Annotated in this window: 15 protein-coding genes and 1 pseudogene; 8 read left to right on the top strand and 8 right to left on the bottom strand. The window is 73.0% G+C overall.

From position 1 onward, the window contains the following. Positions 1-82: 82 nt before the first annotated feature. Both AB0946_RS12635 and AB0946_RS12630 read left to right on the top strand, forming a co-directional pair. The gene (locus AB0946_RS12635) at positions 83-1,072 is read left to right on the top strand and encodes a hypothetical protein (RefSeq protein WP_366760553.1); all 990 of its coding nucleotides are present in this window, start codon (positions 83-85) and stop codon (positions 1,070-1,072) included. 148 nt (positions 1,073-1,220) lie between these two features. Then, positions 1,221-1,865, top strand: coding sequence for an HAD family hydrolase (locus AB0946_RS12630; RefSeq protein ID WP_366760552.1), 645 nt, complete (start codon positions 1,221-1,223; stop codon positions 1,863-1,865). Here the strand turns inward: AB0946_RS12630 and AB0946_RS12625 are convergent. After that, positions 1,829-2,092 carry a hypothetical protein gene (locus tag AB0946_RS12625; RefSeq protein WP_030989395.1) on the bottom strand — a complete coding sequence of 88 codons (264 nt, stop codon included), beginning with the start codon at positions 2,090-2,092 and terminating at the stop codon, positions 1,829-1,831. The two genes, AB0946_RS12630 and AB0946_RS12625, sit on opposite strands and share 37 nt — an antisense overlap. Before the next feature lie 166 nt (positions 2,093-2,258). Between AB0946_RS12625 and AB0946_RS12620 the strand changes: the two genes are divergently transcribed. Beyond that, on the top strand, positions 2,259-2,642 hold the full coding sequence (locus AB0946_RS12620; protein WP_014673396.1) for a cold-shock protein: 384 nt from the start codon (positions 2,259-2,261) through the stop codon (positions 2,640-2,642). 25 nt (positions 2,643-2,667) lie between these two features. Here AB0946_RS12620 and AB0946_RS12615 read toward each other — a convergent pair whose 3' ends face one another. From AB0946_RS12615 to AB0946_RS12600, 4 genes are all read right to left on the bottom strand, one after another. Beyond that, positions 2,668-3,513 carry a 1,4-dihydroxy-6-naphthoate synthase gene (locus tag AB0946_RS12615; protein ID WP_366760551.1) on the bottom strand — a complete coding sequence of 282 codons (846 nt, stop codon included), beginning with the start codon at positions 3,511-3,513 and terminating at the stop codon, positions 2,668-2,670. After that, positions 3,503-4,255: a futalosine hydrolase gene (locus AB0946_RS12610; protein ID WP_366760550.1), complete on the bottom strand. Its 753-nt coding sequence runs from the start codon at positions 4,253-4,255 to the stop codon at positions 3,503-3,505. Before AB0946_RS12610 ends, AB0946_RS12615 begins: the two co-directional genes overlap by 11 nt. After that, positions 4,228-4,725 (bottom strand): DUF2771 domain-containing protein, encoded by a 498-nt coding sequence (locus tag AB0946_RS12605; RefSeq protein ID WP_366760549.1) that lies wholly within the window; start codon positions 4,723-4,725, stop codon positions 4,228-4,230. Before AB0946_RS12605 ends, AB0946_RS12610 begins: the two co-directional genes overlap by 28 nt. 94 nt (positions 4,726-4,819) lie before the next feature. After that, on the bottom strand, positions 4,820-6,220 hold the full coding sequence (locus AB0946_RS12600) for an MFS transporter (RefSeq protein WP_366760548.1): 1,401 nt from the start codon (positions 6,218-6,220) through the stop codon (positions 4,820-4,822). A 267-nt stretch (positions 6,221-6,487) separates the two neighbouring features. Here AB0946_RS12600 and AB0946_RS12595 point away from each other — a divergent pair, with 267 nt between their 5' ends. Further along, positions 6,488-7,414: a DUF3027 domain-containing protein gene (locus tag AB0946_RS12595; protein WP_366760547.1), complete on the top strand. Its 927-nt coding sequence runs from the start codon at positions 6,488-6,490 to the stop codon at positions 7,412-7,414. A 5-nt stretch (positions 7,415-7,419) separates the two neighbouring features. Here the strand turns inward: AB0946_RS12595 and AB0946_RS12590 are convergent. Next, positions 7,420-7,839 (bottom strand): annotated as a pseudogene (locus AB0946_RS12590) (ATP-binding protein); the annotation flags it as partial. Between the two features lie 83 nt (positions 7,840-7,922). Between AB0946_RS12590 and AB0946_RS12585 the strand changes: the two are divergent. Then, positions 7,923-8,792 (top strand): helix-turn-helix transcriptional regulator, encoded by an 870-nt coding sequence (locus AB0946_RS12585; RefSeq protein ID WP_366760546.1) that lies wholly within the window; start codon positions 7,923-7,925, stop codon positions 8,790-8,792. Further along, on the top strand, positions 8,789-8,983 hold the full coding sequence (locus AB0946_RS12580) for a DUF397 domain-containing protein (protein WP_366760545.1): 195 nt from the start codon (positions 8,789-8,791) through the stop codon (positions 8,981-8,983). The genes AB0946_RS12585 and AB0946_RS12580 overlap by 4 nt, the downstream gene beginning before the upstream one ends. 1 nt (position 8,984) lies before the next feature. Here the strand turns inward: AB0946_RS12580 and AB0946_RS12575 are convergent, their stop codons facing one another. After that, entirely contained in the window at positions 8,985-10,610 is a 1,626-nt protein-coding gene (locus AB0946_RS12575; RefSeq protein WP_366760544.1) for an alkaline phosphatase D family protein, read from the bottom strand. Between the two features lie 142 nt (positions 10,611-10,752). Here AB0946_RS12575 and ppk2 point away from each other — a divergent pair, with 142 nt between their 5' ends. Then, positions 10,753-11,772 carry a polyphosphate kinase 2 gene (gene ppk2 / locus AB0946_RS12570; protein ID WP_366760543.1) on the top strand — a complete coding sequence of 340 codons (1,020 nt, stop codon included), beginning with the start codon at positions 10,753-10,755 and terminating at the stop codon, positions 11,770-11,772. Positions 11,773-11,787: 15 nt separating this feature from the next. Then, positions 11,788-12,750, top strand: coding sequence for a YihY/virulence factor BrkB family protein (locus AB0946_RS12565; protein WP_366760542.1), 963 nt, complete (start codon positions 11,788-11,790; stop codon positions 12,748-12,750). A gap of 22 nt (positions 12,751-12,772) precedes the next feature. Here the strand turns inward: AB0946_RS12565 and AB0946_RS12560 are convergent, their stop codons facing one another. Further along, the gene (locus AB0946_RS12560; protein WP_366760541.1) at positions 12,773-13,267 is read right to left on the bottom strand and encodes a hemerythrin domain-containing protein; all 495 of its coding nucleotides are present in this window, start codon (positions 13,265-13,267) and stop codon (positions 12,773-12,775) included. Positions 13,268-13,289 lie beyond the last annotated feature (22 nt).

Here is a 13,289-nt window from a genome sequence, read left to right as displayed (position 1 = left end):
GGACTTCCATATGCCTGGGGCATCCGCGAGAAGCGGTACGGTCCTCACGGAGTATCAGTCGGCGTCACCCCGGAGGGGTCGCGTGGGGATCGAGAGCGACCAGGTCGTCTACGAGTATCTGAGCCGCGTCGGAGACATCGCCCAGCAGCGCCAGCTGCCGTCGGCGACGCGGATGCGGCTCGTGTCGGAGCTGCGGAACGAGATCGACCGGCACCGGGCGCAGGCGACGGTGGACTCGCCCGCCGCCGTCCGCCGCATCCTGGACCGCCTGGGCAGCCCGGACGAGGTGGTCGCGGCGGCGGGCGGCACCGGCGGCCTTCCGCAGACCCCGCCCACCGCCGTACCGGAGCAGCCCTCCTCGCGGGAGCGGGCGCCGGAGCCGGCCGGGCGGGAGCGGCCGAAGGGGTTGCGCCGGGTGGTGCCGCGCCCGCGCCCCGCCGAGCCGGAGCCGCCGGCCGCGCGGGACGCAGCGGCACCGCCGCACCTCGCCCCCGCGCACGAGCTGGGGGACGCCACGGCACCGCCCGACTGGTGGCGCGTCGGCACCGCGGGGCCCGTCGGGGACACCGACCCGGTGCCGGGGTTCGTCGGCGGCGTGGAGATCCCGGAAATGCTCAGACGGCCCCCGCGGGCGGCTCCCGCCGAGAAGGCCGAGCCGGCGCCGGAGCCCGCCGTGGCCGCACCGGAAGCGGCGCCCGCCAAGCGCCGCCGCCGTCTCCTTCCCCTCCCGTCCGCCGGCTGGTCCAACCCCCTCCTGCTGCTGGCCGCCGCGGCGCTCGTCGCCGGTGCCGTGCTCGGCAACTGGTTCGCGCTGCTCCTCGGCTGGGCCATCGCCTACGGCTCCCGGCGGCTGACCCCCGCCGAGACCAAGTGGGCGGTGATGGTCCTGCCGGGCACGGCGGTCGCGGCGGGACTGGTGTGGCTGTGGGGCCGCAACGAGGGCCGCTGGGGCGCCCCGATCGCCGAGGGCCACATGAACGACGCGGTGAGCGCCACCTGGCCGTGGGTGGTCAGGGGCGCGGCGCTCGCGTCGGCGGCCTACCTGGTCTGGCGCTCCCAGCGGAAGGGGTAGTCACGGCACTCTTCGGCAAGCGGCGGCTGACCCGCCCAAGGGACGCGGGGAACTACGCGACCAGCCCCCACGCACCCGCACCCGGCGCACGACGGGCACCCCCGCGGCGCAACCCCACCCGGCCGAACCGCCGGAGGCACCCGGCACAATGGCCCGCATGGCCTCCTCGCTGACCGTCGGTTTCGACCTCGACATGACCCTCATCGACTCCCGCCCGGGCATCCGTGCCTGCTACCTGGCCCTGGCGGAGCGGACGGGGACGTTCATCGACGCCGACCTGGCGGTGACCCGGCTGGGCCCGCCGCTCGCGGAGGAGCTGATCCACTGGTTCCCGGCCGACGAGGTGCCGGCGGTGGCCGACCTGTACCGGGAGATGTACCCCTCCATAGCCATCGCCGCGACGCCCGCGATGGACGGCGCCCGGGAGGCGATCGAGGCGGTGCGGGCGGCCGGCGGGCGGACGATGGTGGTGACGGCGAAGTACGAGCCGAACGCCAAGCTGCACCTGGCCCACCTCGGCATCGAGCCGGACGTGGTCGTCGGCGACCTGTGGGCCGAGCAGAAGGCGGCGGCGCTGCGCGAGTACGGCGCGGGCGTGTACGTCGGCGATCACGTCGGAGACGTCCGCGGCGCCCGTGCGGCGGATGCGTTCTCGGTCGCCGTGGCGACCGGCCCGTGCCCGGCCGACGAGCTGCGCGCGGCCGGCGCGGACGTCGTCCTGCCGGACCTGTCCGCGTTCCCCGCGTGGCTCGGCGGCTACCGTGAGGCGCCCGGCGCCGCACCCCTGGCCTGACGCCGCCCGGCGGCGACGGAGCGCAGGACACCCGCGCCGGCCACGAGGAATCCCACGGCCATGAGCATGCTCAGACCGAACATGTAGGTCGGAAAAGGCTTCGCTCCGAGGAAGAGCGGGGCCACCGTGACGAGGGTGGCCACGGCCCCGAGGAAGAAGACGACGGCACCGGCGCGGATCAGTCGGTCACCGGGCGCGGCGGAATTCGTTTGGGTTTTGTCACGCACCGGACCAGGGTAGTTCCCTGCGCGAGAGAACAACCGGGGGACGTCTTGTCACCCGCCCCAAGACCATTAGCCTTGGTACCGGCGGGTCGTGGTCGACCCGCTCTAGTGCTATCAAGAGCCGTTTCCCAAGCAGTTTTCCCGACGAGATACGAGGACGAGGACAGACGTGCCTACCGGCAAGGTCAAGTGGTTCAACAGCGAGAAGGGCTTCGGCTTCCTCTCCCGCGACGACGGCGGTGACGTCTTCGTCCATTCCTCGGTTCTCCCCGCCGGAGTCGATGCGCTCAAGCCGGGACAGCGCGTGGAGTTCGGTGTCGTCGCCGGTCAGCGCGGCGACCAGGCGCTGTCGGTGATCGTGCTCGACCCGACCCCCTCCGTCGCCGCCGCCCAGCGCAAGAAGCCGGACGAGCTGGCGTCGATCGTGCAGGATTTGACGACCCTTCTCGAGAACATCACGCCGATGCTGGAGAAGGGCCGTTACCCCGACAAGGCTTCCGGCAAGAAGATCGCCGGTCTGCTCCGCGCGGTCGCCGATCAGCTGGACGTCTGAGCGGTATCCGGAGATCCGGCCGGCATTACGGGAAAGCGAGCGCGTCGGGGCCGAGGGGCGGCACCAGTCCCTCGGCCGCCGCGCGGGTGAGAAGGCCCCGGACCGCCGCGTAGCCGTCCTCGCCGAGACCGGCCGTGAACTCGTTGACGTACAGCCCGATGTGCTGGTCGGCGACGGCCGGGTCCATCTCCTGCGCGTGCTCCATGACGTACGGCCGGGAGGCCTCCGGGTCGTCCCACGCGGCGCGCACGGAGGCCCGGACGGCGTCGGCGAGCCGGCCGAGCCGCTCGGCGCCCAGGGACCGCTTGGCGATGATCGCGCCCAGCGGGATCGGCAGCCCGGTGGTGTGCTCCCAGTGCTCGCCCATGTCGGCGAGCTTGTGCAGTCCGTAGTTCTGGTAGGTGAAGCGGGCCTCGTGGATGACCAGGCCCGCGTCCACCTTGCCGTCCCGCACGGCCGGCATGATCTCGTGGAACGGCATGACCACGATCTCGCCCACTCCCGACAGGGTGTCGGCGGCCCACAGCCGGAACAGCAGGTACGCGGTCGACTTCTCGCTCGGCACCGCGACCGTACGCCCCGTGAGGTCGACATCCGCCTCCCGGGTGAGCACCAGCGGTCCGCAGCCCCGGCCCAGCGCACCGCCGCACGGCAGCAGCGCGTACTCGCCGAGGACGTACGGCAGGACGGCGTACGACACCTTCAGCACGTCGAACTCGCCGCGCTCGGCCATGCCGTTGGTGATGTCGATGTCGGCGAAGGTCACGTCCAGCGCGGGGGCGCCGGGGACGCGGCCGTGCGCGAGGGCGTCGAAGACGAAGGTGTCGTTCGGGCAGGGGGAGTACGCGATCTGCAGCGGTTCAGCGGTCATGTGCGTTCCAACTCTCCAATGCGGGCGCGAGCTTCCCGAAGCCCCCGGTGAGGGCGGCGAGGGCGTCACCGATGCGCCAGGCGGCGCGGTCGCGGGGCCCGACCGGGTTCGAGATCGCGCGGATCTCCAGCACGGGCACCCCGTGCGCGGCGGCGGCCTCCGCCACCCCGAACCCCTCCATGCCCTCGGCGAGCGCGCCGGGGTGCCGGTCGCGCAGGGCGGCGGCGCGGGCGGCGGTGCCGGTCACCGTGGAGACGGTCAGGATCGTGCCGGTCCGGGCACCGGTGGCCTCGGACACGACTCGTACGAGTGATTCCGGCGGCCGGTGGGTGACGGTCCCGAATCCGAGTTCGGTGACCGGCAGGAACCCGTCGGCGGTCTCGGCGCCGAGGTCGGCGACGGTGATCGCGTCCGCGACGACGAGTGAGCCAAGCGGCGCCCCGGGCGCGAAACCGCCGCCGATCCCGGCCGAGACGACCAGACCGTAGGGGCGGCCGGCCAGCGCGGCGGCGGTGAGGGCGCCGGCGGTCGTGGCGGCGGCGAGCGCCGGGCCGACGCCGGCGGCGACCAGGTCCCAGCCCGCGGCCGTACGGACCAGGGACGCGCCCGGCAGCCGTACCTCCTCGGCCGGTCCGGGCAGCGCCCCGGCCACCGCGTCCCGCTCGACGGGGACCGCGGTGGCGACGAGGACCGGGACCGGAAGGGACGTCGTGATCAGGCCTTCTTCAGCTTGAAGGACCACATGCCCTTGTTCGTGTTCTCGCCCATCCGGATCGACAGGGTGTTGGTGTTGCCCTGGGTGCCGTACTGGACGTTGAAGAACGCGCTGCTCGGGATCGTGCGGTACGTCTCCTTGCTGGAGTCGCTGAACTGGCGGCCGTTGACCAGCACGATCCAGCCCGCGTCCGCGATCTTCGGGTCGACGCCGATGCGGACGGTCTCGTCCTGGCCGACCTTGAGCGACTTGACGTCGTCGGCGTTCTTGACGCACTCCTTCAGCGCCTTCTCGTCCAGCGCCTTGCCGTCGTTGTAGCAGACGGCCTCGGAGTTGACCGAGTCCCCGCCGACGGTGATCGTCGCGACGGGGCTCGGCTTGTCACAGGCCGACAGGACGAGCAGTCCGGCGGAAACGGCGCCGGCGACGGCGACGACGCGGCGGCGTCGCGCAACGCGGGGTACATCAGCGGCTTCGCCGCGGGGCAGCGTGGTCATGGCCGAAGGCTATCGGGCGCCCCGAGTCGTCCCCCCACGTGGGGTACGGCGTGCCCGGTTCGTTACGCCACGCGTGCCCGCACCCCCCACGGCGTCACGCCACCCGGGTCCGGGTCCGGCCGCCCTGCCGGGCCGAGGCGAGCAGCCCCTTGAGCGTGCTCAGCCAGCCGACGGCCACGAACACGGCGCCGACCAGCAGCCCGACCGTGCCGTTGAGCGGCATCACGATGCCGACCGCGCCGCCGAACACCCACGCCATCTGAAGCAGCGTCTCGGAGCGGGCGAACGCCGAGGTGCGCACCAGCTCGGGCACGTCCCGCTGGATCAGCGCGTCCAGCGCCAGCTTGGCCAGCGCCTGCGCGAACCCGGCGACCGCGGCCAGGCAGGCCACCAGGAACGCCCCGAAGAGGATCGCCGCGACGACCGCCGTGCCGAGCACCACCGCCACGACGGTCACGATGATGATCTCCGGCGCCCGGGATTTCAGCCAGGCGCCCACGGCCGTGCCGAGGGCGTTGCCCGCCCCGGCCGCGACGCCCACTATCCCCAGCGACACCGCCGCGCTCTCCCCGGTCAGCGGGTGCTCGCGCAGCAGGAAGGCGAGGAAGAAGATCAGGAAGCCGGACAGGCAGCGCAGGGCGGCGTTGGCGCCGAGCGCGTGCGTGACGGCCGGCCCGACCGTCCGCAGCCCCGGCCGCTTGAGCTGCCCCCGGTGCGGCCCGTGCAGATGCTGCTCGTCGGCCGCGAGCAGCGCCACGTCCTCGCCCTTGGCCGAGTCGACCTTGGGCGGCAGGGAGAACGACAGGAACGTACCGCCGACGAAGATCACGAAGGCGCCGTAGAGCGGCCACGGATCGCCGAGGGCGTGCAGCCCCGCCGCGACCGGCGCGGCGGCACCGGTGGCCAGCAGCCCGGCGAGGGTCACCCGGGAGTTGGCCTTCACGAGCGAGAACCGCGGCGGCAGCAGCCGCGGCACGACGGCACTGCGGACCACCCCGTACGCCTTGGACGCCACCAGCACGCCCAGCGCGGCCGGATACAGCTCCAGGCTGCCGCTCGCCACCGCCCCGGAGATGATCAGCGAGAGCAGCGCCCGTGCCAGCATCGCCCCGGCCATCGCGGCCCGCCGCCCGTGCGGCAGCCGGTCCAGGAGGGGGCCGATCACGGGCGCGAGGACCGTGAAGGGCGCCATGGTGATCGCCAGGTAGAGGGCGACCCGGCCGCGCGCCTCGTCGGTCGGCACCGAGAAGAACACCGTGGACGCGAGCGCCACGGTGACCATGACGTCCCCCGCGCCGTTCACCGCGTGCAGCTCGATCAGCTTGCCCAGACCCGACTCGCCCGCGCCGTGCGCGTGCGTGGCCCTGCGGATGCCGCGGGCCGTGCCGGTCACGGGAAACTGCAGGGCACGGCCGACCGAGCGGACGGCACCACCCACCCGGCCCGAACCGCCGCCCCGACCATTCGCCCTGTCCGCGGCTGCCACGACGTTCATAGTGCCCCGAGATCCGGCCGGATAGTGCGGATCGGACGGGTGTGGCGGCTCACGACCCCGGTCGGCGCAGGCAGAGGGGCGGGTGGGAATATGCATGAATCCCGTCCGGTGTAGCGTGCCTATCTCAGCCATAACGCAGAATGGATGGCAGAGGTGCGCCCAGGCGCGCGGATGCAGACGTCGATGCGGTCCCCAGGTCCGCTCCGTCGGCGAAACCGCCGGAGGCAGCCGCACTCGACGAGACGGCGTAGGAGAGAAGCGATACCTGTGAGCGCAGCGACCACGCGAAGCCGCACCCCCGACCGCCTGTGCGCCGAGGCCGTCGACCTCGCCCGCTCCGCCGCCGAGGAGGCCGCCGCGCCCGGCGTGGTCGGCGAGCACGCCGGCCTGGTGTCGGAGGGCGACCGCGTCGTCACGCACTTCTTCGCGTGCGAGGAGCTGGGCTACCGCGGCTGGCGCTGGGCGGTGACGGTGGCCCGCGCATCCCGCGCCAAGGTCGTCACGCTCGACGAGGTCGTCCTGCTGCCCGGCCCCGACGCCCTCCTCGCCCCCGAGTGGGTCCCGTGGAGCGAGCGCCTGCGCCCCGGCGACCTCGGCCCCGGCGACCTGCTCCCCACCGACCAGGAGGACCTGCGCCTGGAGCCCGGTTACACGGGCGAGGACGAGCCGCCGCCGAACTCGGCGGTGTCCGAGGAGATGCGGGAACTGGCGGAGGCGGAGGACGCCGACGTCACGCCGGGCGCCCCGGCGGCGCAGCCGACGGCCCCCTCCCGCGGCTCCATCGCGTCCGTCGCCGAGGAACTGGGCATGCGCCGCGCCCGCGTCCTGTCCCGCTACGGCCTGCACAGTGCCGCCGACCGCTGGGAAGAAGCCTTCGGCCCGAAGACGCCGATGGCCCAGGCCGCCCCCGCCACCTGCATGAGCTGCGGCTTCCTCACCCCCATCGGCGGCTCCCTCGGCCAGGCCTTCGGCGTCTGCGCCAACGAGTTCTCCCCGGCCGACGGCCGCGTGGTCTCCCTCGCCTACGGCTGCGGCGGCCACTCGGAGGCGGCGGTCATGCCCAAGCCCCCGCAGCCGGCCCCGCCGGTCGTCGACGAGACCCGGGTCGACGCCTTCCCGCTCCGCCCGGCCCGCGACTCCGGTTCGGTACCGGAGACCGGTGACGACGAGACGGCGGAACTCGGACACTCCTGACCCCTCACGCGCACCTCGGCCCACACCGTCTTGCGCGGCGCGGGCCCCGGCGCCGTACCCCAGCGCTCCGCCAGCGCCTCCACGAGGAGCAGCCCCCGCCCGCCCTCGGCGTCCGGTTCGGAACGGACCAACTCGGGCAGCCGGTCACCGCGCGTGTCGGTCACCTCGATGCGGAGCGTGTCCCCGACGGCGTACAGCGTCAGCCGGAAGTCCCGTCCGGCCACCCGGCCATGACCGGCCGCGTTGGCGGCGAGCTCGGCCACGATCAGCTCCGCCGGGTCCAACGGCAGCCCCCAGGACCGCAGTTGCTCCCTGGCGAGCAGCCGGGCCAGACGGGCCCCGCGGGGCGTGGGGGAGAGCCGCACCGTGAAGTGCGGGACGGGGGTGGAGATGTGGGTGGAGATTTCCTGGTTCACATCACTCAGGGTGGCTGTGCCTGTTACTCCTGAACAGTGACGACGCGGTTGCGTAGGGTCACTGTCCAGCGCGTGTCCGGTGGTGTCCGGGCATGTCGGGAAGGGGGTGGTGCGGCGTGGGTGAGGAAGAGGAGCCGGGCTGGGAGGTCGAGCCGGACGACGAGTGGGGTGTCGCCGTCATCGCCACCGTCGGCCGCCAACTCAGGCTGCGCCGGGAAGCGGTGGCGCTGCGCGCCGCCGACTTCGCCAAGGCCGTGGGCTACAGCGAGGACATGGTCTACAAGGTCGAGTCGGGCAAGCGGATTCCTCGGCCGGAGTACCTGGACAAGGCGGACAAGGTTCTCGACGCGGGTGGGTTGCTCGCGGCGATGAAGGAGGACGTGGAGAAGGTCCGCTATCCGAAGAAGGTTCGGGCTTTGGCGGAGGTGGAGGCGAAGGCGGTGGAAATCGGGGTGTACGTCTGCAACAGCATCAACGGCTTGCTGCAGACGCCCGAGCATGCACGCGTCGCCTTCGAGTCACGGCAGCCTCCCTACTCGCAGGGCGAGGTCGAGCGCCTGGTGGCCGCGCGCATGGCCCGACAGTCCATCTTCGAGCGGGACCCGGCGCCTGCCCTCAGTTTCGTGCTGGAAGAGGCTTTGGTACGACGCCCCCTCGGCGGGAGAATGGTGTGGCGACGACAGCTTGAACGGCTCCTGGAAGTCGGGCACTTGCGCAACGTCTCACTCCAGGTCATGCCACTGCACAGCGAAGTTCATCCCGGACTGGATGGCAGGATCGAGGTGCTGAAGTTCGCGGACGGCACGGCAACGGGCCGCTCGGACGGGGCCTTCAACGGTCGCCTGGTCTCTGACCTGAGGCAGGTCCGCGTCCTGGAACTGCGGTATGGCACGATCCGGGCTCAGGCTCTCCCCCCGAGGGAGTCGTTGGCCTTCATCGAGCAACTGCTGGGAGAGACATGATCCGTTGGTTCAAGAGCAGCTACAGCGATGGCAACGAAGGCGACTCCTGCGTCGAAGTCGCCCTGGACTGGGTCGCCGCCCCCACCCCCGCCACCATCCACATCCGCGACTCCAAGCAGGACGACGGCCCCCTCCTCACCGTCGCCCCCGCCACCTGGACGGAGTTCGTCACGTACGCCGCCCGGCGCTGAATCAACCGGTGACGCTCGCCTCGTGGACCGTTTCGAGGCTCGCCTCCTTGCCGGTGCGTTCCAGGCGCAGGCGGGCCGAACGGCCGCGCAGCGTCAGCGTCATGAGCTGGTTGCCGAACCACGGCCCACCCCGCTTGCGCCACCGCACCGGCGGCTTGGGCGTGCGGCCGTGCCGGGCGAGGAGGCGGCCCAGGACGCGGGCCGGCGCGCTCCAGCCGACGCGGAAGCCGACCCGCATGGCCGCCGGCACGGAGTTGTGCACGGGTGAGCAGGTGAGCTGGACGACGGGGACGCCGAGGTCGCCGGAGCGCCAGGTGGCCTCGGCGACGTAACCGTGGTGCACGTCCCCGGACAGCACGCACACGCTCGCCGGGGCGCCCGGTGCCGTCGCGGCCTCGGCTATGAGGCCGGCGAGGTCGGCGAAGGAGCGGGGGAAGGCCGCCCAGTGCTCCAGGTCGGCCCCGCGGCGCAGCCACTCGCCGAAGCGGGCCCAGCGGTCGCCGCGTTCCCCGGCGCACAGGGCCGCGTCCCAGCCCTCGGCGTCGTGCACCAGGTGCGGCAGCAGCCAGGGCAGGGAGGTGCCGATCAGGAGGTGGTCGTAGGCACCCTCGTCGCCCAGGACCTGTGCGCGCAGCCAGTCGGCCTCGCCCGGGTCCAGCATGGAGCGGCGGCCCTCCTCCAGGACCCGCGCGGCCCGGGAGTCGACCATCACCACCCGGACCCGGCCGAAGTCGCGCCGGTAGCTGAAGCGGACCGTGGAGGAGTCGGCGTCGGCCTGTTCGGCCAGCGCGCGCAGCGCCTTCGTGCCGTCCGGGGTGGCGCGTACCGCGGCCCAGGTCGGGTCGTCGGCCAGTTCGGCGGGGGAGAGGTTGCCGATGTGCTGGTGGACCCAGTAGGACATCAGGCCGCTCAGCAGCCGTTCCTGCCACCAGTCGGTGGCGCGCATGTCGGCGAGCCAGGAGGCGGAGGTGTTCCAGTCGTCCACGATGTCGTGGTCGTCGAAGATCATGAAGCTGGGCACGGTGGACAGCAGCCAGCGGACCTCCGGGTCGAGCCAGGACTCGTAGTAGAGGTGGCAGTACTCCTCGTAGTCGGCGACCTGGCCGCCGGGCGGCTCGTCCAGGTTCCGGCGGCCGGCCAGCCAGCGCCGGGTCTCCTCGGAGGTCTCGTCCGCGTAGATCTGGTCGCCCAGGAGCAGCAGGACGTCGGGGCGTTCGGCGCCGGGGTCGTCCGACAGCCGGCGGGCCAGGGTGTCGAGGGCGTCGGGGCCGACCGGGTCCTTGCCGTCCGCCGGGGGCGCGGCCCAGCGGCACGACCCGAAGGTGACGCGGACGGTGTCGCCGGCGCCGGGCGTGCGGATGACGGAGGGCGGGAAGCGGGAGTCGGGCAGGGGCCACACCGGGGTGTCGTCCAGGAGCACCTGGTAGGAGGGCGAGGTGCCCGGTTGCAGTCCGGTCACCGTGACGAGCGCGTAGTGGTGCCCGGCCACCTGGAAGGTGGGGGCCGTGCCGCCCGCGCCGTCGGAACAGCGCACCTCGGCCGTGCAGGGCGCGCTCGTCTCGACCCACACGGAGGCGCGGGAGCCGTCGGTGTACCTCAGCAGCGGTCCCAGGCGCAGTTCGGCCATGTGATCGCCTCTCTGTCTCGTCCGGCACGGGAAGGAACGACCCCAGCGACGGTACAGGCGTCTGGGACCCGTCCGGGCGGGCACGTGTGAGGAGACCGGGGCGGGGCGGCCCCGGCGCGGGGCGAGGCGGAAAGGTGGTGTCGTGGCCGAGCACGGGCGGGCGACGGAGGCACGGGAGACCCGGGACACGGCGGGCGAGGACGACCTGCTGCGCGGGTTCGAGGTGGACGACCGGCAGCCGGAACGGCCGGTGCTGCTGGACGCCGGCGGCCGGCCGGTCGGGACCTGGCGGGAGAACCACCCCTACGACCACCTGATCGGCCGGCGCGAGTACGAGCGGACCAAGCGGATCCTCCAGATCGAACTCCTCAAGCTCCAGCGCTGGGTGAAGGACACGGGGCAGCGGATCGTCGTGGTGTGCGAGGGGCGGGACGCGGCCGGCAAGGGCGGCACCATCAAACGGTTCACCGAGCGGCTGAACCCGCGGGGAGCGCGCGTGGTGGCGCTGGACAAGCCGACCGAGCGGGAGGCGGGGCAGTGGTACTTCCAGCGGTACGTCACGCACCTGCCGGCCCGCGGGGAGATGGTCTTCTTCGACCGGTCCTGGTACAACCGGGCCGGCGTCGAGCGGGTCATGGGGTTCTGTTCGGAGGCCGAGCACCGGCAGTTCCTGCGGCAGGCCCCGCTGTTCGAGCGGCTGCTCACCGACGACGGCGTCCTGCTGGTCAAGTTCTGGTTCTCGGTGTCCCGCGCCGAGCAGCGGACCCGGTTCGCCATACGGCAGGTCGACCCGGTGCGCCGCTGGAAGCTCTCCCCCACCGACCTGGCCTCGCTCGACCGCTGGGACGAGTACACCGCGGCCAAGGTCGACATGTTCCGGGCGACCGACACCGCGCACGCCCCCTGGACGGTCGTGAAGAACAACGACAAGCGGCGCGGCCGGCTGGAGGCGATGCGCAGCCTCCTGGACCGTTTCGACTACCCCGCCAAGGACCACGGGGCGGTCGGCACCCCCGACCCGCTGATCGTCGGCGCGGCGGACACCCTGCTCGAACCGGGTGAGGAACCCACGGCCCTGTCGCCGACCCCGCTGGCCGGACCGGGCGGCGGACCCGGGAACCACCCGGACCCCGCGGTGCCGGCCGGCCGCCGCCACAGCTGAGGAGGGACCCGGACCATGGGAACGGTGGTGCACGTCCCGCAGACCCGGGACATGATCGGCGACGAGCTCTCCGGCGACGAGGCCTTCACCGCGCTGCGCCGCTACGGGGGCACGCGCCTGCTGCTCGACGCCTTCTCCCGGTTCCGCTACGCCGACGGCTTCACCAACGCCCGCGCCCTCGGCTTCCAGATCGTGCTGGGCCTGGTGCCGTTCACCATCGCGCTCGTCGGCCTCGCCACGGCCGCGCACACGGAGAGCGTGGGGCGGATCATCGAGCTGACCCTGGGCAGGATCGTGCCGGGCGCCAGCGCCGACGTGGTCCGCGAGGCGCTGCGCGGCACCCGCCGCACCGCCGGCTCCGACGCGTGGAGCACCGTCGCGCTGTGCCTGGGCCTCGCCTTCTCCGTCCTCAACCTGGCCTCCGCCATGGGCCAGGTGGAACGCGGCGCCAACCGGATCTACGGCATCGAACGGGACCGGCCCTTCCCACGGAAGTACGGCCGGGCCGTGCTGCTCGCCTTCGCCGCCGGCGTCCCCATGGTCCTGGGCTTCCTGGTCCTGGTCGCCGGCCGGGCCGTGACCGCCGCGACGGCCGAGGCGCTGGGCACCTCCCGGCCCCCGGCGTGGTGGGGCGCCCTGGAGGTGCCCGTGGGAACGGCCCTCGCCTGGATCGCCTCCGCCGTCATCTTCCGCTGGTCGCCGCGCCGGGACCAGCCCGGGTACACCTGGCTGGCGTTCGGTTCCGCCGTCCACCTGGTGCTGTGGGTCACCGCGACCTGGCTGCTGACGCTCTACGTCTCCCGCAGCGGTTCCTTCGGCGCCGTGTACGGGCCGCTCACGGCCTTCGTGGCCCTGCTGCTGTGGGCCAACCTGACGGGGATCGCCCTGTTCCTCGGCATCGCGTTCGCCGCGCAGCTGGAAGCGGCCCGGGCCGGTCTGGGCCGCGCCGTCAAGCCGGACCCGGGGCCGGGCCCCTGAGCCCCGGCCCCGCGGGCGCGCGTCAGGACGACTTCACGATCCGGCGCACGTTGTCGACCGAGCCGCACCCGGACTTCAGCTGACGCTCACGCTCCTCCCAGAAGGCCGTGCCCAGCTCCTCGCGCCGCTCCGCCGCCACGTTCTCGCGCGCGCCGTTGAGGATCGTGCGCTCCTCCTCGTCGGCGTGGTGGGTGACGGCCTCCACCAGCGCCTCCAGCTTCTCGTCCCACTCCTCGGAGCCGACCTCCTCGACCTCCAGGAGCTCCAGCAGGGCCTCGTTGCCCTCGTCGTGCTCGTGCTCGCCGTGCTCGACCTCTTCGTCGTCGATGTTCTTGTACCGCTTCAGGGCGGGGTAGACCTCGGCCTCCTCGGCCAGCGCGTGCGCGACCAGCAGGTCCGCGAACTCCTCCAGCGCGGCCGCACGGTCGGCCTCCACGCTGCGCATGAGGCGGAACAGGTCCTCCATGCGGCGGTGGTCCTTCAGGATCAGCTCGACGACATCCCGGGTTTCGGCCATGGAACGGGCACCACTTTCGTAC

It is taken from the genome of Streptomyces sp. NPDC046870, assembly GCF_040704595.1.
Taxonomy (GTDB): Bacteria; Actinomycetota; Actinomycetes; order Streptomycetales; family Streptomycetaceae; genus Streptomyces; species Streptomyces argyrophylli.
Note: the sequence above shows the minus strand (reverse complement) of the source record. Positions and strands in the feature narration are given on the sequence as shown.

What these genes read in the sequence shown, in the direction of transcription:
- AB0946_RS12630 (WP_366760552.1), top strand. Translation starts at nt 1,221, where the DNA reads ATGGCCCGCATGGCCTCCTCGCTGACCGTCGGTTTCGACCTCGACATG.
- AB0946_RS12615 (WP_366760551.1), bottom strand. Translation starts at nt 3,513, where the DNA reads ATGACCGCTGAACCGCTGCAGATCGCGTACTCCCCCTGCCCGAACGAC.
- AB0946_RS12605 (WP_366760549.1), bottom strand. Translation starts at nt 4,725, where the DNA reads ATGACCACGCTGCCCCGCGGCGAAGCCGCTGATGTACCCCGCGTTGCG.
- AB0946_RS12600 (WP_366760548.1), bottom strand. Translation starts at nt 6,220, where the DNA reads ATGAACGTCGTGGCAGCCGCGGACAGGGCGAATGGTCGGGGCGGCGGT.
- AB0946_RS12585 (WP_366760546.1), top strand. Translation starts at nt 7,923, where the DNA reads ATGTCGGGAAGGGGGTGGTGCGGCGTGGGTGAGGAAGAGGAGCCGGGC.
- AB0946_RS12580 (WP_366760545.1), top strand. Translation starts at nt 8,789, where the DNA reads ATGATCCGTTGGTTCAAGAGCAGCTACAGCGATGGCAACGAAGGCGAC.
- AB0946_RS12575 (WP_366760544.1), bottom strand. Translation starts at nt 10,610, where the DNA reads ATGGCCGAACTGCGCCTGGGACCGCTGCTGAGGTACACCGACGGCTCC.
- AB0946_RS12565 (WP_366760542.1), top strand. Translation starts at nt 11,788, where the DNA reads ATGGGAACGGTGGTGCACGTCCCGCAGACCCGGGACATGATCGGCGAC.
- AB0946_RS12560 (WP_366760541.1), bottom strand. Translation starts at nt 13,267, where the DNA reads ATGGCCGAAACCCGGGATGTCGTCGAGCTGATCCTGAAGGACCACCGC.